The organism is Planococcus sp. 1R117A, from assembly GCF_051417975.1.
GTDB lineage: Bacteria > Bacillota > Bacilli > Bacillales_A > Planococcaceae > Planococcus > Planococcus shenhongbingii.
Genome location: NZ_JBPRLO010000004.1, coordinates 226,244 through 251,067, shown reverse-complemented (window position 1 = coordinate 251,067; position 24,824 = coordinate 226,244). Strand labels below are relative to the sequence as shown.

At 44.7% G+C, this 24,824-nt stretch carries 22 protein-coding genes; 4 read left to right on the top strand and 18 right to left on the bottom strand.

From position 1 onward, the window contains the following. Nucleotides 1-9 precede the first annotated feature (9 nt). Together ACSFXN_RS14025 and ACSFXN_RS14020 are read left to right on the top strand one after the other, a co-directional pair. Complete coding sequence (locus ACSFXN_RS14025; protein ID WP_437150716.1) at nt 10-564, top strand: M15 family metallopeptidase; 555 nt, start codon at nt 10-12, stop codon at nt 562-564. Nucleotides 565-821: 257 nt separating this feature from the next. After that, a complete protein-coding gene (locus ACSFXN_RS14020; RefSeq protein ID WP_437150715.1) occupies nt 822-1,868 on the top strand; it encodes a GtrA family protein in 1,047 nt (348 codons plus the stop codon). Between the two features lie 63 nt (nt 1,869-1,931). On the opposite strand, the gene ACSFXN_RS14015 is transcribed toward ACSFXN_RS14020, so the two are convergent. The 8 genes from ACSFXN_RS14015 to ACSFXN_RS13980 form a co-directional block, all read right to left on the bottom strand. Then, a complete protein-coding gene (locus ACSFXN_RS14015) occupies nt 1,932-2,927 on the bottom strand; it encodes a GNAT family N-acetyltransferase (RefSeq protein WP_301857116.1) in 996 nt (331 codons plus the stop codon). Between the two features lie 5 nt (nt 2,928-2,932). Continuing rightward, a complete protein-coding gene (locus ACSFXN_RS14010) occupies nt 2,933-3,595 on the bottom strand; it encodes a diphthine--ammonia ligase (RefSeq protein WP_437150714.1) in 663 nt (220 codons plus the stop codon). Nucleotides 3,596-3,881: 286 nt separating this feature from the next. Further along, a complete protein-coding gene (gene fumC / locus ACSFXN_RS14005) occupies nt 3,882-5,267 on the bottom strand; it encodes a class II fumarate hydratase (RefSeq protein WP_437150713.1) in 1,386 nt (461 codons plus the stop codon). Nucleotides 5,268-5,360: 93 nt separating this feature from the next. Then, the gene (locus ACSFXN_RS14000; protein ID WP_437150712.1) at nt 5,361-6,851 is read right to left on the bottom strand and encodes a UDP-N-acetylmuramoyl-L-alanyl-D-glutamate--2,6-diaminopimelate ligase; all 1,491 of its coding nucleotides are present in this window, start codon (nt 6,849-6,851) and stop codon (nt 5,361-5,363) included. A 215-nt stretch (nt 6,852-7,066) separates the two neighbouring features. Then, nucleotides 7,067-8,590 carry an SPFH domain-containing protein gene (locus ACSFXN_RS13995; RefSeq protein WP_436837175.1) on the bottom strand — a complete coding sequence of 508 codons (1,524 nt, stop codon included), beginning with the start codon at nt 8,588-8,590 and terminating at the stop codon, nt 7,067-7,069. A 24-nt stretch (nt 8,591-8,614) separates the two neighbouring features. Next, on the bottom strand, nt 8,615-9,151 hold the full coding sequence (locus ACSFXN_RS13990; RefSeq protein ID WP_437150711.1) for a hypothetical protein: 537 nt from the start codon (nt 9,149-9,151) through the stop codon (nt 8,615-8,617). A 575-nt stretch (nt 9,152-9,726) separates the two neighbouring features. Next, nucleotides 9,727-10,440 (bottom strand): hypothetical protein, encoded by a 714-nt coding sequence (locus ACSFXN_RS13985; protein ID WP_437150710.1) that lies wholly within the window; start codon nt 10,438-10,440, stop codon nt 9,727-9,729. Nucleotides 10,441-10,535: 95 nt separating this feature from the next. Continuing rightward, entirely contained in the window at nt 10,536-11,057 is a 522-nt protein-coding gene (locus tag ACSFXN_RS13980) for a topology modulation protein (RefSeq protein ID WP_437150709.1), read from the bottom strand. Between the two features lie 232 nt (nt 11,058-11,289). Here ACSFXN_RS13980 and ACSFXN_RS13975 point away from each other — a divergent pair, with 232 nt between their 5' ends. After that, on the top strand, nt 11,290-11,490 hold the full coding sequence (locus tag ACSFXN_RS13975) for a cold-shock protein (protein ID WP_006830093.1): 201 nt from the start codon (nt 11,290-11,292) through the stop codon (nt 11,488-11,490). 322 nt (nt 11,491-11,812) lie between these two features. Here ACSFXN_RS13975 and ACSFXN_RS13970 read toward each other — a convergent pair whose 3' ends face one another. The 10 genes from ACSFXN_RS13970 to ACSFXN_RS13925 form a co-directional block, all read right to left on the bottom strand. After that, the gene (locus tag ACSFXN_RS13970; RefSeq protein ID WP_437150708.1) at nt 11,813-13,459 is read right to left on the bottom strand and encodes a serine hydrolase; all 1,647 of its coding nucleotides are present in this window, start codon (nt 13,457-13,459) and stop codon (nt 11,813-11,815) included. 135 nt (nt 13,460-13,594) lie between these two features. After that, complete coding sequence (locus ACSFXN_RS13965) at nt 13,595-14,623, bottom strand: hypothetical protein (protein WP_437150707.1); 1,029 nt, start codon at nt 14,621-14,623, stop codon at nt 13,595-13,597. A gap of 122 nt (nt 14,624-14,745) precedes the next feature. After that, nucleotides 14,746-15,201, bottom strand: a complete 456-nt coding sequence (locus ACSFXN_RS13960) for a GNAT family N-acetyltransferase (RefSeq protein WP_437150706.1) — start codon at nt 15,199-15,201, stop codon at nt 14,746-14,748. Continuing rightward, on the bottom strand, nt 15,201-15,653 hold the full coding sequence (locus tag ACSFXN_RS13955) for a hypothetical protein (RefSeq protein WP_437150705.1): 453 nt from the start codon (nt 15,651-15,653) through the stop codon (nt 15,201-15,203). The genes ACSFXN_RS13960 and ACSFXN_RS13955 overlap by 1 nt, the downstream gene beginning before the upstream one ends. 108 nt (nt 15,654-15,761) lie before the next feature. After that, on the bottom strand, nt 15,762-18,386 hold the full coding sequence (locus tag ACSFXN_RS13950; RefSeq protein ID WP_437150704.1) for an MMPL family transporter: 2,625 nt from the start codon (nt 18,384-18,386) through the stop codon (nt 15,762-15,764). After that, nucleotides 18,387-18,839: a MarR family winged helix-turn-helix transcriptional regulator gene (locus ACSFXN_RS13945; RefSeq protein ID WP_437150703.1), complete on the bottom strand. Its 453-nt coding sequence runs from the start codon at nt 18,837-18,839 to the stop codon at nt 18,387-18,389. A gap of 114 nt (nt 18,840-18,953) precedes the next feature. Next, a complete protein-coding gene (locus tag ACSFXN_RS13940) occupies nt 18,954-20,033 on the bottom strand; it encodes an AI-2E family transporter (RefSeq protein WP_437150702.1) in 1,080 nt (359 codons plus the stop codon). Nucleotides 20,034-20,184: 151 nt separating this feature from the next. Next, nucleotides 20,185-21,312 (bottom strand): CAP domain-containing protein, encoded by a 1,128-nt coding sequence (locus ACSFXN_RS13935; RefSeq protein WP_437150701.1) that lies wholly within the window; start codon nt 21,310-21,312, stop codon nt 20,185-20,187. A gap of 115 nt (nt 21,313-21,427) precedes the next feature. Then, a complete protein-coding gene (locus ACSFXN_RS13930) occupies nt 21,428-23,119 on the bottom strand; it encodes a sulfite exporter TauE/SafE family protein (protein WP_437150700.1) in 1,692 nt (563 codons plus the stop codon). Between the two features lie 190 nt (nt 23,120-23,309). Continuing rightward, nucleotides 23,310-24,380 carry an NAD(P)H-dependent flavin oxidoreductase gene (locus ACSFXN_RS13925; RefSeq protein ID WP_437150699.1) on the bottom strand — a complete coding sequence of 357 codons (1,071 nt, stop codon included), beginning with the start codon at nt 24,378-24,380 and terminating at the stop codon, nt 23,310-23,312. 152 nt (nt 24,381-24,532) lie between these two features. Here ACSFXN_RS13925 and ACSFXN_RS13920 point away from each other — a divergent pair, with 152 nt between their 5' ends. Beyond that, the gene (locus ACSFXN_RS13920; protein WP_437150698.1) at nt 24,533-24,817 is read left to right on the top strand and encodes a hypothetical protein; all 285 of its coding nucleotides are present in this window, start codon (nt 24,533-24,535) and stop codon (nt 24,815-24,817) included. Nucleotides 24,818-24,824 lie beyond the last annotated feature (7 nt).

Here is a 24,824-nt window from a genome sequence, read left to right as displayed (position 1 = left end):
TGAAATGATTTGAAAAAGTTCAAAACCGCTTTTTCCATTCTTTTTTTATTGGTGATCGGCGGTTTTTTCTTCATATGGATACAAAATGAAAAGGAATTTCGTGAAGAATTGCAACAGCGTCCTGCACCTTCCGGATTGCACCCGATTGTTGAGGAAAAAAGCAATGAATTGATAGCAAAAGCAGCGGATATCGGCATTGACGTAATCATTACCGATGGCTTCCGTTCCGCTGATGAACAAAACGGCTTGCATGCAAAAGGCAGAAGCACAGCCGGCAACGTGGTGACTCATGCACGCGGCGGAGAGTCTTACCACAATTATGGGCTGGCAATCGATTTTGCGCTGCGCCTCGATAATGGCAAAGTCGTCTGGGATACGGAACGCGATGACAATAATAATGGAAAAGCCGATTGGTTTGAAGTGGCCGCCATCGGAAAAGAACTCGGATTTATGTGGGGCGGCGACTGGCAGCGATTTAAAGACTACCCGCATTTGGAAATGACGTTCGGCTTGTCGATTAAAGAATTGCAGCAAGGCTATCGGCCTGAAGATGTAAAAGAATAGTATGTAAAAAGGTCCGGCTCAAGTTGAACCGGGCCTCTTTTCCGATCCTTTAACCGACGGTTTTCTGAAGAAATTCTTAAGATGAGTTATAGAAATGAAGAAAGAGGGTATTTTCACAATAAGCATTTCGGCTTAGAAAAATGCTTATGTCACTCTTTTTATTGAAGAAACTTCAAACAGCGGGATAAGCCAAAATGCTTTATCATGCAGTTCTCATCACTATTTTTAGTCAGCTGGAAACTGAAAGGAGGCCTTTCGTGAAACAATTCGCAGTTATCATTCCGGCTTATAAACCAGATACAAAATGCGGGTCTTTGATCAAGGAAATACTGGCAGCAGGATTTCAGAAAATCATTGTCATCGATGACGGCAGCGGCCCTGAATATGCCGGTTTTTTTGAAACGCTTTCTCCCATTCCTGAAGTGACGGTGCTTCGCCATGCGGTCAATCAAGGCAAAGGGCGGGCATTGAAAACCTCTTTCCATTACATACTCAACCACCAGCTTTCCTATGATGCGGTTATCACAGTAGATGCTGATGGCCAGCATTTGGTATCGGACATGGTGAAAATAGCCAGGAAACTTGCAGAACTCCCTGGCCATGTAGTGCTTGGCGCAAGGGATTTCAGCCAAAAGCATGTGCCTTTCCGAAGCCGGTTCGGCAACCGCTTTACACGTTTATTATTCCGGCTTGCCACTGGTGCGGTTATAACTGATACACAAACCGGCTTGCGCGGCATTCCAGTCCAGCATCTCACTCCTTTGCTGAGCGTAGCAGGCGAGCGCTTTGAATACGAAATGAATATGCTGGCGGCGCTGCGCGCTCAAAAGATTCCCCTTTCGGAAGTGCCCATCGAGACGGTTTACTTGGACAACAACAAATCTTCCCATTTCCATCCACTTCGGGATTCTTATCATGTCTACAAAATCTTTTTGTTATACGGTTTATCCGGAGGGGCGTCCTTCGCTTTGGATATCGGTCTGTACTGGCTGTTCATCCAGCTTTGGCGCAACGAAGAGCCGCAATTGTTCATTATTTTCGCTACAGTTGCAGCCCGGATTCTTTCTTCACTATTCAATTACTATATCAACCGCAACAAAGTTTTTGGCCAAGGTTCCAGAAAGTCCTTTATCCGCTATTACATATTGGCCGCTTTCATCATGATGATGTCTGCCGGTTCTGTTCACTTTCTTTACGCTGAATGGCTGGGACGCGGGGAAGTCATTCTCAAAGTATTTGTCGACACGATCCTTTTTATTTTCGGCTTTGTCGTTCAGCGCACCTGGGTTTTCCGAAAAGAATAAAATCTCCGCATCCTCTTTTGAGGCTGCGGAGATTTTTTAATAAAGACAGTTTTTATAATCGCGTTATCTCCCGTGCGCCCAGGAAATGCGCGGATCAATTTGCCGGGACATGCGGACCATGACAGGCTGGAACCCCAGTTTCGGCCAGAAATAGGAAGCCAAATGGTTGGGTGAATGCCAGTCGGCGAAAATATAATCAAACCCTTCTTTTTTCAGCTCCGAAAAGCAGTAGTTGGCCATGGCTTTCCCTACCCCTTTGCCACGCAGGTCCGGATTCGTTGATGCAGCAGGCAATTCCACACAATTCATCGGCGCCACCAGGCTTAAAGGATCCGCTTTCCGGAAATACACGTGAAACCCGGCCACCCGTTCCCCTTGCTGGCCTAACCATAAATAGGCATCTCCGTCTGCAGATAATTCTTCATAGCTGCTCTTAATGTCTTCCATCGTCTCTTTCGTGATAGGAAGCCAGGACGGAGCTGATGCTTGATGGATGCTGTTCCATAAGGCCATCTTTTTCAATAAAGGCCCGTCTTCGCCGCTTCCTTTTCGAAAAACCAGATTCGGCAAAGGCGTTAATGTTTGCGGTTCAAAATCTTTGAGCGGCAAGACAGCATATTTTTGTTCATAGCGGAAAGACTGATCCAGCCACTCGGCCACGATTTTCCGGTCTCCCAGCGGAACCATCATCACATGATGGAAGTAACCGTTTTTCACCCATTCCGCACCTGCATCAGCATATAAGAGCCGCAGCAGGCGGGGGTGCTCCGATTCCTTGATGGCGATGGATTCATAGTCCATCCAAACATAGCGTCCTCTTTCCACGCTTTCTTTAAATTCATACAGCAAATAGCCGATAACATCGATGCCTCTTACTGCTACAATCCCACTGATATATGGCCGCTCCAAAATCTTACGGAGCACCGTCTCTGCTTCATCAAATTCTTCGAACTCTGCAGGAAAGTAAGGAAAAAATTTCCGTTCTCGCTCATGGCGCTTAGCCAAAAGCACGGCCATTTGCCGAATATGCTGCTCTTCCACACCCATAAATTGAATCATCCAAATCACTCCTCAGATTGAAGTTTCACCTCGAGTATACGATAATGTCCAGCCTCCAGCTTTTTGCCGAATTCCACTGGAACCGGTTCAATAAAAATCGGTCCATCGATGATAATGGTATGAAATTCCCCTTCTTCCCCACAAGCATCAATTCCGAACGCTTCCAATTCTTCAATTAATTCATGGGTGAATTCACGTCCAAGAAATGCTTCATCCAGACGCGTCGTATCCACAACTGTAATAACCGCCTTAAATCCTTCTTCTATTAGTTCTTTCAACAAGTCTTTTCTCGGTTCCTGCCAAAGCGGATGATTTACTTCCATCCCGGCTTCCGCACTTACTTTTTGGATCCATAACAAATGGTCTTCTAAATCGATATCCCCGTAAACCCCCATTTCAATGCCTTGCGCTTTAAATATTTTCAAGTGCTCAATAAATTCTTTTTCGTATTCTGCCCAGCTCGCTTTTCCAACCATGAGCGGCAAACCCATCCGGACTGCTTGCGCTTCCATCACCTCTAACGACAAGCCATGTGAGCGTGATTTAGAGCCATCTTCTTCAAACATTGTAAACAGCGCAACCGGCACATGGCCGTCCATCACTGCCCGGTAATACGCAAGCGCTGAATCTTTCCCGCCGCTCCATGACATGACAAATGTTTTTTGCATAATGCACCTCTTTTAATGATTTCGTTCTTCTTGTATGTACTTCGACATTTAAGGAATAAAACCTTTTGTAAAGCCGGATTTGTGAAGAATGGTTCCAGTCGCCATTGCAGTTTATGCCCAACTTTTATTTCATTATGCCCAAGTTCGAACTAGTTATGTCCAGCTTAGGTCAATTATGCCCAACTGAAGCAAAGCAGCTAATTTCGCAGCATATTCACTACAGAATTTCGCCCAATTACACACACTAAAAAAGCAGCCGCGAATTCGCGGCTGCTTGCTTTCCATCTTATTGTTTTCCGACCATGTTCTCCGGACGTACCCACTCGTCGAACTGTTCAGCCGTTAAATGCCCGCTCTTAACCGCAGACTCTTTTAATGTCGTGCCTTCTTTATGTGCTTGCTTGGCAATCGCTGCTGCTTTTTCATAGCCGATATGAGGGTTCAATGACGTTACCAACATCAATGAATTGCTTACATGGCTTTGGATAACGTCAAGGTTCGCTTCAATTCCTACTGCACAGTTGTCATCAAAACTGATTAAGCTGTCTGTCAACAAACGCACCGATTGCAGGAAGTTATAAGCGATCACTGGTTTGAAGACGTTCAATTCGAAGTTTCCTTGGCTTGCTGCAAATCCGATTGCTGCGTCATTGCCCATGACTTGAACAGCTACCATTGTCAAAGCTTCACTTTGAGTCGGGTTGACTTTCCCTGGCATGATCGAGCTGCCCGGCTCATTCTCAGGAATGGTAATTTCACCGATGCCGCTGCGCGGACCGCTTGCCAGCCAGCGTACATCATTGGCAATTTTCATTGCGTCAGCTGCAAGCGCTTTGATGGCGCCATGCGTATAAACCATTTCGTCATGGCTTGTCAGTGCATGGAATTTGTTCTCAGCAGAAGTAAATGTGGTGCCGACCGCTTCTGAGATAAACTCGGCAACTGATGGTCCGAATGTCGGGTCAGCGTTGATGCCTGTCCCCACTGCCGTACCGCCGATTGCCAATTCGCGCATTTCTTCAACGCTCGCGCGGATCATGCGCTCGCTCTTCTCAAGCATATGTCTCCAGCCGCTGATTTCCTGTCCAAGCGTCAATGGAGTCGCATCCTGTAAATGCGTACGGCCAATTTTGATGATGTCATCGAATTTTTTCGATTTTTCATCAAGCGTCGCTTTCAATTTCTGGATAGCCGGAACCAAGTTTTCCGTTACTGCCAAAACACCCGCTACATGCATAGCTGTCGGATATGTATCATTTGAACTTTGAGACATATTGACATCATCATTCGGATGCAATTTTTCTTCAGAAGATTGCTCAGCCAGAATTTCGTTTCCACGGCGTGCCAATACTTCGTTCATATTCATATTAGACTGTGTACCGCTTCCTGTTTGCCATACAACTAAGGGGAAATGGTCATTCCATTTGCCTTCGATCACTTCATTGGCAGCTGTTTCAATCGCTTTCATTTTCGCTTCAGAAAGTTTTCCAAGTTTATGGTTGGCTTTTGCTGTAGCTTTTTTCAATTGGGCAAACGCCATAACCACTTCGTGTGGCATGCGCTCGGTTCCGATTGCAAAGTTCTGGAGGCTGCGCTGTGTCTGCGCTGCCCACATCTTATCTGCTTGTACTTGAATTTCGCCCATCGTGTCTTTTTCTGTACGATATTGCATTCCATTCACTCCAATTCGCTTTTCTTATGTAGTCTTCTCTTCTATTAAACACAAGCCGAAGGAAAAAAGCGACTTTTCCATACGAAAAAGCTGTTAATTTTGCTGCAGGAAAAAACCGGCGATGATGTCTTCATCCGAATGCGGGACAAACTCTCCCCGAATATTCTGGGCGCCGTTGATGCAGCCGCTTGATAACAAAACTATATCATTAGGACCGCTTTCCTGCAGGGCCGCCACTACCGCTTCATGCCGGGTAGGCGCTGTCAATACTTGCTGTTTATATGGAACGGTAAACCCTTTTAATACTTCATTGACCACATCATTTGGATCATTGAAACCCGGATGGTCAACAGTCACGACGAGAACATCCGCTTTTCCTTCAGCTGCTTTGGCCATTTTCGGCATCTTGGAAAAATCCCGGATGCCGATTCCGGCAATCAAAGCGATTAAACGGTTATGGGGCAGCTTCTTCACTTCTCTCATCACCAAATCCAAAGCCACCGGCGTATGAGCATAATCTAGAATGATTTTTCGGTCTTCCGGGCCTTCAATCAGCTGGAAACGTCCTTCGACTTGCGGCATTCGCGGCAGCACCGAAATGATTTGTTCCATTGTGCTGCCAGACAGCAGCGCTGCACCTATTGCAGCTGTCAGATTTCCGGCGTTATATTCTCCGAACAAAGGCACTTCCACTTTAAAAGTCTGCCCCAGGTACTGCAAATCAAACTGCATGCCGCTTTCTCTGACCTGGACATCCGTCCAGATCAACCCTGCACCTGAATCCGGCTTTTGGCTATAAGTGAGCGCGGGATAATCAACTGCCGCTAAAATCTCTTTTGCCATGCCTTGGTCATCTAAATTGATAACGGCATTTTTTGCCTGTTTGAATAAACGCAATTTGCATTCTAAATAATGTTCAAAAGTTTGATGATATTCCAAATGTTCCTCGGAAATATTGGTATGGATGGCTACATCGAACAAAATGCCTTCCACCCGCTTTTGGTCAAGTGCAATTGAAGACACTTCCATAGCAGCCGCCTGGTCGCCAAAAGAAACCAATTGAGAAAAGATTTGATGGATATCAGATGAAAGAGGTGTAGTTGGCGTACTTTTTTTATAGGGCAATTTTCCAGCCGAATTATAAATTCCCGTAGTCCCTAGAAAGCCACAGGGAATTCCGAGTAAATTGAATAAATTATAAACGTAAGTTGCCGTCGTCGTTTTTCCGTTCGTCCCTGTGACCCCTACTTTTACCAGCCGGTCCTGGGCTCTTCCAGAAAAATGAGCGGAAACTTGCGCTAAAGCCTGGCGTGAATCTTCCACTGCCACAAATGTTTTTGTTGGATATTGGTCTGCATAGTTCTTTAATTTCGGCAGATCGGATCCAATGATGGCGACAGCACCTTTATTGATTGCTTCAGCAATAAACAGGTGGCCATCCGTGTTTTCTCCGATTATACAAAAGAACGCTGAACCGCCTATCACATCAGCAGAGTTATAGGCGATGGAACTGATTTCCTGAGTCTCAGGCCCAAAGAGGCCTTCTTCCGATAAATACAGGCTGCGGCCGAATTGTATATTCATTGAACACCCCTTAATCTTTGAATAATTAATCCTTATGAATTTTTCCCCATAAGCTCGTATTAATATTCTATCATTTTAACTAAAGTCCGCAAACCCGTTTTCACTCTTCTATTGTTAATTTATTATATTTTCGGCCTATGCGTTCTTCTATTCGGCTTTACTTCAAATAAAAATGGCATAAAAGCGATTAAGCTTTTATACCATCCAGCCGGTTGTTAAACTTGCTGTTGTTTAATTTCCTTTTCTTTTTCGGCTAATTCGTAGCGCAATTGTTCAATCGTTTGCGGATAATCTGTTTTGCCCGTTAGGTTTTCCAGCATTTCACGGACATCAATCCCTGACGATTCTTTCAAAGTTTCCTGCAGGGATGACATCAGATTCGTAGCGTAAGCAGTGACTTTGTTGGCTCCGCCGCCTTCTCCGCCTCCCGTGTCCACCACGGTGATTTTGTCAATGTTGGCAAGCGGGCTGGCAATTTCTTTTGCATACTCCGGCAGCATCTTCACAATCATGTCAAGAGTTGCAGCTTTTCCGTACATCTCAAATGCTTCCGCAATCTTGCGTTTTGCTTCCGCCTCAGCCAAACCTTTCATACGGATAATATCCGCTTCTGATTCACCCTGAGCGCGAAGAGAATCGGCTTTCGCCAAACCATCCAGGCGCACTTTTTCGGCTTCCGCTTTTGCCATTGCTTCGACGCTGTATTTCTGTGCGTCCGCTACCGTTAATTGTTTCGATTTTTCCGCTTGCGCCGCTTGTTCAACCGCATAACGGTCGGCGTCCGCTTTTTTCTTCACTTCAGAATCGTATTGGCGCTCGCGGCGCTGAATTTCTTTTTCTTCCAGCTCAATCTGCTTCTGGCGTTCAATGATGCGGATTTGCATTTCCTGTTCGACGACTTCCTGTTTCGAGCGTGCGGTTTCAAGCTCATACGCCTGGTCAGCCCGAGCTTTCGCGCTGTCCTGCTCCCGCTTATATTCCGCCACTTTCAGCAAATTCTCTTTTTCCGCTTCAGCGATTTCAGTAGCACGTTCGATTTCAGCGCGCTGGGCATCTTTTCCCGCTTCAGCCCGTTTGATGCGTGTCTGCATTTCCGATTCTGCTGTTGCGATGTCTGCATCCCGTTTTACTTGGGCAATCCGCGCTTTACCGAGTGAATCCAAATAACCGTTTTTATCCCGCACATCTTTAATCGTAAATGATACGATGATCAATCCCATTTTCGCCAAGTCATGTGAAGCGACACGCTGTACTTCTTGGGAGAACTTATCACGGTTCTTATAAATTTCTTCCACTGTCATGGATCCCAGAATCGAACGCAAATGGCCTTCGAGCACTTCTTTCGCTTCATTTTCCCGGTCTTCTTTTGATTTACCCAAAAACTGCTCTGCAGCAGTGGCAATTTCTGAAATGGAGCCGCCAATCTTGATGATGGCCGTTCCGTCAGCCATAACCGGGACGCCTTGTTCCGTATAGACTTCCGGAGTTGTCACTTCCAACTTGCTCGACAACAAACTCAGCGGCGCCGCTTGCTGGAATATCGGCAGCAAGAAAGTCCCTCCGCCGCGAATGATTTTTATCCGGTTTCCTGAATCATCCGTGTGAACATTTTTGGTGCCCAAATAACTTCCTGTCACAATCAATGCCTCATCCGGCCCCACTGTCTTATACTTAGTAATGTAGACCCCGATTATTGCTAATACAACAAATGCAGCAATCCCTAATGCGATCCAAGTCATTTCCATCCTAACTCCTCCTCATCGTCATTTACTTTTGCTAAACAGCGGTTCATAATCCCTGACATACAACGTGCCGTCTTTTACTTCAATGATCAATACTTGCCGATCTTGGCCAATTGCTTCATTGTCGAACCCTGTTGCCCGTTTTGAAATGATTCCTCCGTAAGTTTCAATAATGACTTCCCCATAGCCGTCGACAGGAATTGGAATAATCACTTTCGCCACTTGGCCCAGCAGCGATTCGTCCGTATAGGCAATCGAAGATTCGGCGGATGACAATGGCAATAAAATAAAGAAATATAACAAAATATCAAACAACAGTGCCACAACCGCCGCGATTCCCAATATCGCCAAACTATCCAATTTCGTCGTCACTTCGAGTAAATAACCGGCCGCAGCCAGCAAAGTGATGAATGCCAGAATGATTGTCGGGTTAAAAAAAGGAAGCCCGTCCCCTGCATCCGCAATATCGCCGAAAAAGACGTAAAGTACGGTCAATGCACCAGCGAAAAGAAGAGTGTACATATACAGCTGCTCCATGGATAAACCAAACAACTCCATTCCAAAACCTCCCATCCCATCCATTCTTTATCATTCTAATTAATATACGGTATAAATCCGCAAAAGTTTCAGAATTCTTTAGGGAATATAAAAAAACCTGTTCTTTTTAAAGAACAGGTTTTGCAGGCTATCGAGAAACTCTTATTCTCTTTGTTCATTTCGCTCCAGGGCGGACGCTTTCCGTGGGGTGTGGCTCTAAGCCTCCTCGCTCGCTGTCGAAGATCTTGTGCTCCTGCATCGCTGCGCAAGCTCGTCGCAAAGACTTAGCCTCGCAAGCTTCGGCTAATGTCTTGCCTGCGGGGCAGCGCAGCGACGAGACAGCCGAGACCCTGCAACTCCCTTTCATGTTGCGAAGCTAGTGCAGCGATGCAGAAACAGGAGCGCAGCGACGAAGCGGCTTGGCGCTCGCCCGCGGCTGAAAACCTATGCTCCTGCAGCGCTATGCGCTTCGTCGCAAAGACTTGGCCTCACAATCCTCGGCCAATGTCTTCGCAGCTGGTTGGCGGAATATCGGTTAAGGGGTAATCACCAATACAAGTTTTATCTTTCTCAACACGCTGAAAAACCTGTTCTTTTTAAAGAACAGGTTTTGCAAATTCAATTTCATGGAAGCCTTTGACTAACTGAAAGCCAATGCCGACATAGCCATGGTCCAGAAGTTGGCGCTGCTTTTCTAAATCATCCAGTTTTACGGTTATATGATTTTCATACCGGATAGTTGGATGCTCTAAGTCTTTCACCAAAATATAGCGGTCCATGCCATTGTATTTTTCTTTTAACGCTCCAATATGCATTTGCTGAAGAAACTTGTCTTTTAAACTGGGAATGTTCATAGGTGCTACGGTGCAGCATACATACCGGAACTGCTGTTCCAGATTCGGCAGTTCTTTCATAATCACTTCAGCCAGTTTCTGCTGCAGCCGATTGCCTCTGTATTCCGGCAGCACGACAGAAATTTCCTGATAAATGACATTCGGCAGTTCTTCTTCCGGAAGGCCAAGGTCTAACCCCAAATGTTCATCGTCAATTTCCGGAATAAGAAGAGCCCGGAATCCGATCAGCTGATCCTCCACGAATGCACCAATAAGAAGTCCACGCTCATTCAAAATGAATAGAAATTCTTCAGTTGATAATGGTTGAAGCGCCGCTTTCTCCGGAAGCGATTCAATGACTTCTTTTTGCACTTGTTCAATAATAGGCAAGTCCTCTAAGAACAGCCGTTTCATATACATAGACTCCGTTTTCCGAAGCGCTTGGTTTGTGACGGTTCCTTCGTACAAGAACTTCATCGTTTATTCTCCTAGTCGTATAATTTTTATAGCTTTAGAATACCACTTCAGTTCCTGAAGATGTTGCAGTTTTTAAAATTATTCATCGTTTTCTATTAATGGGCAATACTTTTCAAAAATCCGTCAATCTGTTTTTTATTCCCCAAAAAGATTATTCGATTTTCCGGTCGTACTTCCTGAAATTTCCTCATTCGCTCCCGCATTTTCACTTTGCGCGCTGCATATGTAGTAATGATAAACTTCAGAAATTCCAAATCCATTTTTTCAGGACAGCCTTCCGCCATATCCGGCCGTGTATTGCCGATATTTGTCAGCCAGCGTTTTAATACCCGGTACAAACAAACCCTTAAAGGCAGCTCCAAGTAAATAAATGTATCCGCTTTTGCAAAACGGATATCAAAGCTGTCGCTGTAATTCCCTTCAATAATCCAGCTTTCCCCTGCCGTAATTTTTTCTTGTGCCGCTCTGAATTCGGCCGGTTCCGCTTCTGTCCATCCCGGTTTCCAGTAAAGCGAATCAAGATGATGCACTGGCAGGCCCAGCTTTTCCCCAAGCTTAGCAGCAAAAGTCGACTTCCCTGCCCCGGCAGATACCCCTGTCACCATAATTTTTTCCAAAGCCCTCACACTCCCATTCCCATGCGATTCTTATAGTATATATATAAACGGTTTCTGAAGATAGATTAGTTAATTTTAAGATTGGGCTTGCAATTTCTGTAACCTCATGTTATTCTAAGGAAGAATTATTTTTGTTCGGATAACTTTGTATAAAGTGTCAGATGTTCATCTGCAAGATTTGAGCAAGGATAGTAATACAATGTATGCAATTGCATACGAGGAGGAAACACACATGGAACAAGGTAAAGTAAAATGGTTTAACTCAGAAAAAGGATTCGGCTTCATCGAGCGCGAAGGCGGAGACGACGTATTCGTACACTTCTCAGCTATCCAAAGCGAAGGATTCAAATCTTTAGACGAAGGTCAAGAAGTTACTTTTGACATCGAGCAAGGCCAACGCGGTCTTCAAGCTACTAACGTTCAAAAAGCTTAATCTAACCTAACTATCTTAATGGGCTCTCCTCACGGGGAGCTCATTTTTTGTGCTTTTTTATCCTTGCCTCGACTATACTAACCTACGTTACGGATTTTATTGCCTGCGATCTGCTTTCATTAAGCATGCATAGGCTTCTAATTCAATTGAATCATGCTTTTAATTAAAAGAAAACAGGCTGCAGATTTTCCGCGGCCTGTTTTCTTTCATTTATTGAGTCGGGTTCATGTCGAAGTACAGCTGAAAGCCGAAAAAAATCAACGCGCATACTACAAGGGTGCCGACCAATATTACGATTGCCAAATTTCGCCCACTCATGCCCTCACCCCTTCTTAAAAGTTCCTTCGATTAACTTTAATGCTTCAAAAGCCCCTTCGCTTTTATTGGACAGAACCGTCAGGATTGTTCCATCTTGCGGATAAAAACCGGAATGAAAACTGGTACCTGGGTCGTATCCCGTGACATGATATTTCCAGACAGAATTCGCCTTCTGCATAATCCAGACGCCGTAGCCATAATCGTTTTGTCCCGCCGAGACATGGGGCACCAGCATTTTTTTGGTCATTTCTTCAGAAAGCAATGTATAATCCATCAGCCGTTCCCAAAAAGCGGTCATATCACTGGCCGTCACAAATGCCCCGCCATCTGCACCGCCTTGGATCGGGATGGCATATTGGTTGGTGCGCCATGAATCTCCTTCATCAATATAGCCGTAAGCCACTCCCTTAGGCAAGTGGTCAAGGCTGAAAAACCCTGATTTCTCCATCCCGGCCCGTGCAAAGACTCTCTCTTCTGCCATATTGATAAATGCCTGGCCCGCTACTTTCTCTGCAATGAGCCCAAGAGCAATAAACCCGGCATTGTTGTATTGGAATTTTTCTCCGGGCGCAAATTTCATCGGTTCATCTTTAAACAACGGAACAAAATCCGCTCCGGACTTCATTAAATACATTGGCTGCTTTACCCAAAGCTCTTCAAAGTTCTCCATCGTTTCTTCGTCAAAATAATCCGGTATTCCAGAAGTATGCGTCAGCAATTGATGGACAGTAACATCAAAATTCGGGAAGAAATCCGGCAATAGCTGCGATAAACGGTCTTCAAACGCCAGTTTCCCTTCTTCAACTAATTGACAGATGACCACTGCTGTGAAAATTTTGCAGCCAGATGCAATCCCGAAGCGGGTGTCCAGTGCATTCGGCCGCTCATTTGAACGGTCTGCCCATCCCTTGGCAGTTGACCAAATATCTTCTTTTTTCAGCAAGGCAACTCCTGAAAAGTCCATATTTTCCATGCCTTCAGAAATCGGATTAGTCGGCTTGACTTCCTGAAAATCCCCTTCTTCTGTGATGTCAATCTGCCGTCCATCCATCAGCTTAATCGATAAAGGATGGACTTCGCTCTTTTGCTTCGAGAAGTACCACGTCCGTTTCGGAGCTACCAGTAAGATAAATGCATCTCCTTGGCCCAGAAAATTCAATGCATGCGGTTCGATTCCTTTATTGCCCCGCACTGGAATGTCCATGGCTTCGATTTGTTCTCCTACTTCTTTCACATGTTTCGTTGTAATGCTCACTTCACTGATATTGAGCAGGGAATCAACAGTAAAATTGCCCATACGGTCGATATGGCGCCGGGCGATAAACTCGACCACGTTGCCAGCAGGATCCTGGAAATAAAAAGCATCCGCATTGAAATTTGCATAATAGACTTCGTCCATGCCTTCCTGGCGGTTCAGTGTGACACGCGAACTTGCCCAGCCTTTCGCCAGTGTATACTGGTTGCCTGGAATATTAAATGCAAAATGGTAAATCGCTGGCCGTTCTGATGCTTGAAAGACCAATTGAGAATCACCGACAGCCAGCGTAAAGCTGGTATCGTCTTCTTCTACAATCCGAAAACCCATTTGATACTCATAAAACCCTTTCATTTCCTTTAGCCGATTTGTATATAAGGTCACTTTTTTAAACATGTGATCACCTCTTGCTTTTAGCATACCGAAATCTTTCCTTTTTTTCCTCTTTTAAATTTAGTCCGGATTGAATTTTGTTAATTTCCAGTTGCTAATGAACGTATAAAACCAATAAAAAAAGGAGCACAAGGCTCCTTACAATGTTCCAATAAATTGCAGTTCTTTCAATTCCCTAGCGTCTGTCTGGCCATTTAGAATGGCTTCCACATCGTTCAAAGTTTCTGCCAGAGAAACGGCTGCGCCTGCTTGGCCGGTAAGCTCCTTAGCTACAAACAGAGGTTGGGTAAAATATGCTTCCAGCCGTTCTCCACGGCGATACGTTTCGATTTCCACTTGCGGCACGCGCTCCATTCCATGAGCATTTACAATGGACCGAAGCTCCCGGTAGCGGCGAAGCGTTTTTTGCGCACGTTGGCGAAGCAGAAAATGGCGTTCATCCAAACTTGCTTCTTCCAACAAAGAAGACGTGGAATGAAGCGGACTCAAAGCCGGATACTGATGGCGCGCAGCTAAGTCTGCATCCAGTTGCCAAACGGTTTCAAGCGGGCCAAACGGAAAATCGTCATCCACTACTTCGCCGGACAAATCCACCAGCAGCGTCGTGACTTGTTTGCCGCCAAGCGCTTCCTGCAGTTCGAACAGCTCCCCTGAATCTACTCGTCCTTTGTCCGTAACCAGCACCGCTTTGTCACCATATTCCCTTAACCATTCCAAAGTTTCTGCAACAGAGCGGGTGATGTGGCCTGCAAGTTCAACTATTCCCTCCAGTTCCGGGTGATCGTTTTCCGGCGTCAGATAGACTGTTTTTACCCCTTGTTCTTTAAAACGGTGAAGCAATTCAGCTATAATCACCAACTGCCCCATACCTGGACGTGCAACAATGCCTGTCGTACCGTTCTTTACTAATGGTGCGAAAAAATCCAATGCTTTAATCTGCGTTTCGATCATTGCCATCTTCTCCCCCCGAATTATCAGTTCATCCACTGTACACTTTGCCAGTTTAGCCAGTCCTACCAAAGTTTTCACTTCCGCTTTCCCCAAATCGATTTTGCCGGTGCATAAATTGGAAACTGTTGCCGGCCGAATGCCTGCTTCTTTGGCAGCGGTCGTTAAATTCGGTACCCGCTTTCTCAGTAATGCGACGTTCAATCTTATATCCTCCATTTCACCCCTCCTTTGTAATTACTTTTAATCGTAATTAATTTTACCTTTAAAAGCAATAGTTTTTTCTTTTTAGAGTAATTTAATTTACTCCAAAAAGAAAAACCCTTCAAAATTGAAGGGTTTCATCTTATTTTGTATTCAAGGCGCACCATGTCTTGGCACAAGATGCCGTTTTCGACAATCGGTTCAAGATAATGGCGAGTAAAAAAGCCCCGATCAATCGAGGTCATTCGGAAACCGCATTTTTGATAAAGTGCCAACTGATCAAAACTCGAATTTCCCGTGCCGATTTCGACCACTTCAAAACCAAGCCGCTCTGCTTCTTTTAAAGCATGCAGCACCAGTTTTTTGCCGCAACCTTTGCCTCTTTCGGACACTGCAACGGCAATATTCTTTATTTCCACTTTGGTATTAGAGATCGGCAATAACACATAGATGCCAATCAGACGAAAATCTTTCTCTGCGATAAAAGATATTCCTTTTGACACATATTCACGCACCAACTTTTCAGAAGGATCCGCTTCAAGCAATAGCTCTATCGGCAAATCTTCGTCTTTTTCCAGTTGCCGAATATTCATCACTTCGGTTCTTTAAAGCCTTGGTCAATCAGATAATCTTCTGCGTCACTAAATGTGCCGAAGCTTTCTTCCAGGTTTTTGCCCGTATAGATGTTCCAGAAAGGCTCTTCATAGACAAGGTCCAGTTTTTCGTTATCGCGGTTCGTCCACGTCTTGTCATACGGAGGTTCAGGCTCTAAGGACAAGTAATCTAAGGCATCTGCGACAATGCTGCGAAGTTCCTTGTCGGAGAAATCACGGATATTGACGAAGCCCTTGGCATCCGCTTCATATTGCGGCAAGTTGCCTACGTACACAAATCCATTGCCGTTCGGGTGAAGGTGATAGACAACGATTTTTTTGTCATACAGGCTTTCTTCGTAATGGAAGTTCACGCGTTTCATTGACACATCTTTGCGTGTCAGTTCCGGAAACGATTCAATTATTTCTAGTTTTTGTTCAAATGTAAGCACGTTAGTTACCCCGTTTCATTATTGTTGATTCTTAGCCTAGTATAACATGGCATCAAGCAATCCTACATTAAACAGAAAAAAGCTGCACCGAGGCAGCTTTTCCGTCACTTATGAATGTTTTTTATTGCCGAATGGCCACCAGACTCCGCGGTCAAATGAAACTGAGATGGCCGGAATCAATAGAGGCAAGACGATCAAGCCATAAAGCAAGAGGCCAGTAATAACAATCGTCGCAATCTGCACCAAGCTGAGGACGCCAGAGGGCATCATTGCACCAAATGTACCTGCCAGGATAATGGCTGCCGTAATGATGACCGTACCCATTTTCGCCATGGACGTTCTCATCGCATCGCGGACAGTGCCGCCATTTGCCGATTCTTCGCGGAATCGGTCGAGAAGGAAAATCGAGTAATCGACGCCGAGCGCTACCAGCATGACAAAGCCGAAGAATGGCACAGCCCAGCTGATGCCGTCATAGCCAAGGCCATTGACGAAAATCAATTCCGCAATCGAAATCGATGTGTAATAAGTTAACAGCAAAGATCCGATCATATATAGCGGCATGATCAATGAGCGGAAAAGTATTGATAGAATCACGAACAAACTGATCAGCATAATGGTAACAGTTTTCGTGAAATCACTTGAAGAAACTTCCTGTAAATCGCTGTTGATGCTTGCAATGCCACCGAATGCGATTTCCGTTTCTTCAAGCGGTGTATCTGCTATTGTGCGTTCGACTGCTGCTTTGATTTTTGCAGTTGTAACAATTGCGTTTGGAGAATAAGGGTCGTCCGACAAGATGATTTCCATTTTCATGCCGGTGCCTTCCGCAAAAGCATAGCGGTCCATTACTTGCGCAAATTCTTCACTTGCAAGCGTGCCTTCCGGAATAAACAGTCCGGTATCGCGAACGGTTTTGCTGTCGCTCATTTTCTGCATCATGCCTGCTGCTTCGGCTAGGCCGTTCTGGATTTCCACAAGTCCTGCGTTTGAAGCGCCAACGCCATCAGACAGCTGCATTAACCCTGCACCCAGTTCCCCGCTTTGTCCCGCTGCTCCAGCCAATCCTTGCTGAATTTCAGTCAGTCCACCGCTGATTTGCGGCAAAGCGCCTACCGTCTGCTGCACATTTCCCGTTTGCTGCAGCCCTTGCGTCACAAGGCCCAACTGGCCATTTAATTGCTCAAGTCCCGCAGCAGCTTCACCAATGCCGTTTGCACCACTGGTTTGTTCACTGATCCCCGTCAGATTGGTCTGGATGTCATTCAGTCCCGCCTGCACTTCGCCCAGGCCGGCACCTGCTTCAGTCAATCCATCTGACAACAGACCCAATTGTCTGTCTGCATAAAGGTCTTCAATTACATCACCAGTAGGGCGGGTAATAGACCGAACTCCTTCTACTCCATCAATTTTCTCGATTTCTTGGCTAATTTCTTCAAAATAAGGCACAACAGATTCTGCAGTTAAAGTTTCATCTGACTTAACGATGACTTCTACGGGCAGTGAATCTCCTTTGCCAAAACCATCTTCAATTGCACGCAAGCCTTTTACCGACTCAAATTCCGAGCCAATTTCATCAACGGTATTGAATGACAGTGAATTATTGTAGGTAAACAATAAAGGTACCGTAATAACCGCAACAACCAGCATCGACAAAAGTGGACGGTTGATTGATAGTTTGCTCATCGCAATCCATAACTTACTGTCTTTGTGGCTAGCTGATTTTTTTGCCGGCCAGAACAATTTTTCTTTCAGCAATGCCATAAAGAATGGCACAACAGTATACAACACAAGCAGCAACACAAAAATCCCTACTGCTACGGCAACTGCAGACTTAAAGATTGGAAATTCCGCAAAACCGATTGCAAAAAATCCGATAAATACAGCGATTCCACTGATTAGAAGCGTGCGTCCAGCAGTTTTGTACGTATTAACGATCGCTTCCTCCACTCCATGTCCCGCTGATAATTCCTCTTTATAGCGGCTCAGCAACAGGATGCAGTAGTCTGTTCCGATCCCGAAAAGAATCGCCACTAAAAAAATCTGGGTATAGTTCGATACCGGGAAGCCAAACCAGTCAATCAAATAAGCAACAATGGACTGGCTCAATAAGTACGAAATCCCAACAGCGACAAGCGGGATGAACGGTGTGACGATTGAACGGAACACCGCAAGCAGCAAACCAAAAATCAAAACGACCGTAATGATTTCTGTTCGTTTCAAGCCTTCTTGAGCGCTGATATTGACGTCATTATTGACGATTGCTTCTCCGGTTACATAAGCCGTCAAGTCGCCCGGGATAATCGATTCGCGGATGTCTGCCGCTACAGCATTCACTTCTTCATCGGTGCCATCAACTGTAACTGGCATCAAAACCGTTTTCTGATCTTCTGAAACTAATTGTTTTTCAAGCTCTGCACTTTCTACCGGATTCAAAACGCTCGTTACCGGTTCTCCAAGCGCTTCAATTTCGGAAGCCATTTCTGTCAGTGTTTCCCGCATCGTTCCTTCCAATTCACTTTTGAGGGGGATGACTAAAGAAATCGTTTGTTCTGCAGCATCCGCATTTGCTAAAATCGTTGCTGCCTTTTGGGACGAAGCTTCTTGTGAAAGCTGGAACGAACCCGCTTGCTCTGCTTGCTCCGTTAAATTTGGCGCCAGCAGGAATAAGGCAACTGTTAGGACCAGCACGCCAATCGTAATCGGCCATTTCAGTTTTAAGACAGTTTTCATTTATGACACTCCATCCGCTTTAATAATGTCTTTCAACTTACGGAAAATCGTCAAGAACTGATCGATTTCCTCATCGTTTACGTGCTGGGCCAATAAATTTTCGATGTAATCCGTTAATACTTTATCCGACTGCACCAGGACTTCTTTTCCACGATCCGTCAGTTCAACCAATTTTTCGCGTCGGTCCTGCTGTTCCGTCTGAACAAAGCGGATAACATCTTTTTGCAGCAATTTTTTGATGCGGCTGGAAATTGCACTTTTATGTACTGCCTGCAACGCGGCTAGCCTGCTGGAAGTGATGCGCTTTTCTTTGCTGACGAGTTTCAGCATCTGAATCTGTTCCGGCGAAAACTCTTTCCATAGCGGATCATCGATGGATTTGATGACGCGTTCTGTTCCGTAGAACATCACTTCTTGAAAGAGTTCGACCGCTTCTTTTATTCGAATATCCAAAATAGTATACCCCCTCAACTAATAATAATTAGTTTAGGGGGTATACTATTAATCGTCAAGCAATATTTATTTACGAAAAAACACCCTGCAAAATTAATTGCAAGGTGTACAGCACTATACTTCTTTTGTTGCGGTATCGCGTATTTCTTCACGGCGTGCATAGACGTTTTTGGCAATCGTCTTGATGACCGCATAGACAGGGATAGCGAGGATAATCCCCCATAAACCGGCTATATTCCCAGCGGCTAAGATCAAGGTGATGACGGTCAACGGATGTACGTCAAGCGCGTTCCCCATAACGTTTGGCGTAATGAGATTGCTTTCAATCTGCTGGGCAACAAGCATAATGATTCCCACGTAAACCGCCATAATCGGATCTTGTACGAGCGCAATGATAATGGCCGGAATTACCGCGATATACGGACCGAGGAACGGAATCACATTGGTCGCCATTCCAATGATTGAAAGCAGTAATGCATATTCCAGTCCGATAATCAGATACCCGATCAGCAGCATGATGCCGACTAAAAAGCTGACGAATAACTGCCCTTGAATGTAGGACTTCAGCGTATGGTCGACGTCACTTAACGTCTTCCGAATCCACGTTTTTCGCTCTCCTTTAAAGAAGCCGGCAACAAATGGTGCGAACTTCTGATGGTCTAAAAGAAGGTAAATCAAGAAGAACGGCACAAGCACAAGCGTAACTACACCTGAAATAAAGCTTGCCAGGAATGAAAGAATCCATCCTCCGATATTGCTGGCCCAATCCCCTATGCTTCCGGACATGCTATTGATCTGTTCTTCAATCGCTGAAGGCAAACGATTACGCTGATCGAATAGGTATTGAGTGTAATCTTCTACGTCTTGGATAATTGCCGGTGCATTTTCGACGAGTGCATTGACCTGTTTTGTTACCATAGGGCCAATCATGGCATAAAGCAAGTAAAACACAAGGACAATCAGCAGCAGAATTGTCAGGACCCCTGCCCATCTTGGAAATTTGCGCTTTTCTAAAATATGCAGCAGCGGCCGGCTGAGGTAAAAAAGAACCCCTCCGAGCAGCAAAGGCACAAATATCGTTTGCGCAATAATGAAGAACGGGTCAAAGATGGCCTGGACTTCTATAAATAAACGAATAATGACTAAAGCCAATATAATGCCTACACCCGCTTGAAACCAAAGCTTGTTTGTCACACAGCTCACTTCCTTTCTTTTTTCTGTATACCCAGTTTACCATGAATATGCGACACTTTATTTATTAGCAAGCCCAAACTTTTTATCCCGCTATACCGGATACTCTAACAAATGAAAAAACATCCATAAGAATTTTACGGATGCCTTTGTGTTATCTATTAAAAAAGTTAGCTGTGAAATATGGCTGATGATCAGAATTAAAGGCTGCCCCAACTCCTAAATAACCAAAGTCCGGTTTGACAATATTTTTACGGTGTCCCATCGAATTCATCAATCCTTCATGAGCGAAAATACTGCTGTACTGCCCATAAGCCAAGTTTTCACCGGCTACAAAGAATGTAATGCCGTCGTCGCTCATGCGGTCAAACGGTGATTTCCCTGCCTGGTTTGTATGGCTGAAGTATCGGTTCTTCGCCATATCATCGCTATGTTTGCGGGCCGTCGTCCGAGTGGCTTCATCCCACTTCAATAACGGCAGTTCTCTTTGAATCCGTGCTGAATTGGTCAACTCGAACAACAAAAATTCAAACCCTTCTTTCAGCTCTTTGCTTGGTTCTGCATAAATCTTCGGCCGCTGCTCTTCCATTTCTCCGTCAATCACTTGAATAGCCGTAACCGTATCTTCTTCATGGATATCGTAAAATACAGTCACATAAATAGAGTCGATTTTGAAAACGTCATATTCTTCCCGGGTATCCAATATGTACTGGACATTCCCTTTTTGAAGGCTTTTCAAAGGAACGCCAAGTGCTGAACGAACCTGAGTTTTATTAGATTGCATAGTAATATCTTTTGTAGACGATATAAGGTCCTGATTGGTAAACATGCCGTTGACTTTCCCTTTTTGATCATATGACAGCAACACATAATTTTGATAGTTTTGATGATAGCTATGCCAATCAAAGCCATATTCATTCTCCATCAAACGGAGAGGCAAACCGACTTTCGCTTGCGCTTCTTCTTTGGTCATTCCAAGTGTCACATTGTGGACAGCGAATAGCGATTCCGTTTGAGCCAGTTCCGGTTTTTCTACAACAGCAGGCATTTCCGCAGAACTTTTACTGACAAAAGACTGCAATTGGCCGCCCACTTGAACAGTAAACTGTTTGGCCTGATCTAACGCATCAGTCACTGTGGGACCATTTGCGACTTGATCGATCTTCTGGTCAACTGCATCCAAAAAGCTCAAATCCACATATTCACTTGCTTTATCTTCCCAAAGCGGCCGTGCGAAATATACAAGCACAAGCAATATAATAATCCAAAATATTTTTCGCACGTGCCTCACCTCTTCCCTACAGTTTAATCTTAAAAACAAGTTCTATAAAGTATTAAGTTTCTCTATTAAAAGAAAAAATCCTTCTGCTCGATAAGCGAAAGGATTTTCCTGTTTTTCATTCCAGTCCTTCAATCGTCATTTCTTTTACCGGCAAGAACAAGTCCGCTGTTTTTAAATACGTCACTTGCACTTGATCCGCTTCTTTTAAGTAAATGGCTAATGGAAAATTCTCGGAAGAAACAATAAAGTTCGTTCCATCTTCCAATAAAAATGATACAACCGTAAAGTCTCCAGCTTTTTCTTTAAACACTCGCTCGACGGCGCCTGATGCCGTTGCTTCTTCAGCGTCGGAACTGCCATCGACGGTGCTGCCGCCTCTTTGAAGCGCAGTTTTGTACAATTGCAATGCTTCATTTGGAGTAGCAGCAAAAACGGAGATTTCTGGATTGGCGGCAGAAACAATAAAGTAATTCTGCAAAAAGCCGTTCGAGTCAAGAACCGGTGTCAGCCAACTTGCTTCCCCGTAGAAATTGTATAGCACCGGCATCTCGCCTGCCCACTCTTTTTCGATAAATTGCTTTTCAATAATCTGCAGATTTCCTTGTGAATCCATATAGGAATCTTCCATATACCCTGTAAAGTAAGTGGAATCCCCTGTGCGGGCATTGGTCAATGAATACCCAAGCATCGAATCGACGCCTTCCTTCGGACTGGTAAAATCGGTGAAGTAGTACATGTCGCCTTCCGCATCAAAGATTGGGCTGACATTTGCTTCTGTCCCTTCGTTTGATGGCAGTTTCACATCTTTTTTGCCGAATTTGCTGTTCCAAAAGCCATGGACATAGTTTCCGTAATAATTGTTTTCCAGGCTGACTGATTCCGGTGAAACTGCCCCGTCGATAAACGCTGGAACTTCTTCAAGCGGATAACTTTCCGTTTGGCCTGTAGCCGGGTCTACGGCCATTATTCCTTTTACAGCAAAACCGTTTCGGGCAGAGATGAATTCACCATAGGAACGGATATAAAACGGCTTTCCGCTGTCATCAATCTCCAGCTGTGAATCCCCATAAAAAATCGCCTCAGGTTTTTCCAGGCGCATATGGCGCTCGATGTTTTTATTAAAATAAGAAGATGGCGTATAAATCATTTCCGCCTTAACAAATTTAGGATTTGCTGATGCATCGGTTGCACTCATTGTGAAATAGCCTGGAGTCGAATCTCCGTTCCACCATTTGAAAAACCCTGAAAATTCCACAGGTGCGATATAGACATATTCTCCTTCAACCTTTTGCACTTGCAAGCTCCCAAGTTCATAATAACTCGTATCCGGCACTTGCCCGAATGCTTTTTTCATTTTGTTGCGTGCAAATTTTGGTGGCACACTGGCAGGCGTCTGCATTTCATCGAACGCCTCAATTTCCACTTGCTCATCCATCGCCACTGCTTCGTATTTTTCAGAAGCATTAAACAAAGGGGCGGTCAATATATAACCTGCGAAAGCCACTGCCCCTACAAACAATAATGATTTCACTTTTTGCTCGCTGCCGCGTGAAAGCAACGCACCAATAGCTGAAGTGATTAATAATACCGGCCACAATGACATTACATTTCTATCGAGATTTGCAAAATAATAATAACCGGCCACAATTAGCGTTCCAATGATGAAAACAAAAATGATTCCCGGCACGATAAATGATCGGACAGGTTTGTCATTTCCTTTTTTCCCACCGCCTATTCCTGTCAGAGGCACAATAATAAAAGCAGCCACGAGCGATACTGCAGCTGCAAACAATAATATACTTCCCATAATGAATTCCCCTTTAACTTCCGGCTATTTTTCTTATAGTAAGTATACGGACCTTCAACTTAAAAGTTTCATTTCATGGCAACCATAGGCATCCACCTATTCTGCATATTGGTTCTGAACAATAAAAATCCGATTTCCTCTGGGAGAAATCGGATTAAAACAGACACTAAGGATATTTAGAAATGAACCATTAGCGGAGAATTTGCCGGGCCTGCCCGATGATGGATTCTATTATTTCCGCTGCGCTTTGCTCTTCTGTCAACGAACGGGTTGACTGGCCTGCCCATAACGACATAAATTCCGGGTCATTGTTTCGAGCGGCAGCAGCACGAATATCTTTAGTAATGGTATTTTGGGAAGGGAACGGCAACGGATCAATCTTTGTCTTTTCGAAATCTTCGATAAAGCGATTTTTAATTCCACGGGCCGGTCTTCCTGAAAAACTTTTGGTGATCACTGTACTTTCCTCATCGCTGTCCAAAATTGCTTGCTTGTAGACCCGATGCGCGCCCGACTCTTTAGAACTTAAAAAGCGGGTTCCGACTTGGACCGCCTGCGCTCCTAAGACAAGTGAAGAAATGAGTCCCCGCCCGTCTGTAATCCCTCCTGCCGCAATTACAGGAATCCGGACAGCATCTACGACTTGAGGGACCAATGACATCGTTCCAATCAATGCTCCATAAGGATGCTGGTCCATTGAGAATGTACTGCGATGCCCTCCCGCTTCACTTCCCTGTGCAACAACCGCATCAGCGCCTGCTTGCTCGGCCTGAAGCGCTTCTTTTACTGTAGTGACCATTGTGATCACTTTTATTCCCCGTTCTTTGGCTATTTTCATTTGATCAGGAGACAAACAGCCAAAAGCTGTGCTGATGATTGGCACTCCTTCTTCGATACAAATACGAAACTGCTCTTTGCTCCAGTCAGGAGAGGAATAAGATGATGAAACTTCTTCAATTTTCAATTCGGAACGGAAAGGACTTAATGCTTTTTGCACTTCTTCCAATCGGCTAAAATCGTCTTTTTCATTTGAAGCAAAAATATTCACCGCAAAAGGCTTTAGCGTTTTCGCCTTGATATCAGCAATCGCTTTTTTCAGCGCATCCGGTGCCATATAAGCCGCTCCTACTGTGCCAAGGCCGCCCGCTTCACTTACAGCTGTTACCAATTCCACAGTAGTTGGGCCGCCAGCCATACCCGCTTGAATAATCGGATGTTGGATGCCAAAGAGCTGGCAAATTTCCGTCTCCAATGCAATCATTCTCATTCCTCCTTTTTTGATCCATTCTACAAATACTTTTCTTCCTTCTAGTATCGCTATAACAGGCATCTTCAGCAAGAGGGAACTTTCTGTTTTCAGATTCGTTCTAAATCATAAGCAAATAGAGCAAATATAAAAAGGCGGGATTTATCATGAAGGGATTCCTTTCACTTTTGGGCATCACTTTAATCGTCGGCGCATTTGGATTAATCCTTTTATCTTATTCCGGCAATCCACTCGAAGAGTTGAAAAGCCAGGAAAGAATGTATGCATATATGGAAACACGGCAAAATCACTCTACAGAAGAAACAGAAGTTTTTAACACAACAGCTAGCCCTGTTAATACAGCGACAGCAAAAAATGAAAACCCCTATCGCAATTTCGATGAGAGTTGCGAAAAACCTTTTCCGCCAACAAAAAAAGCCGACTCTGATTGATAGAGTC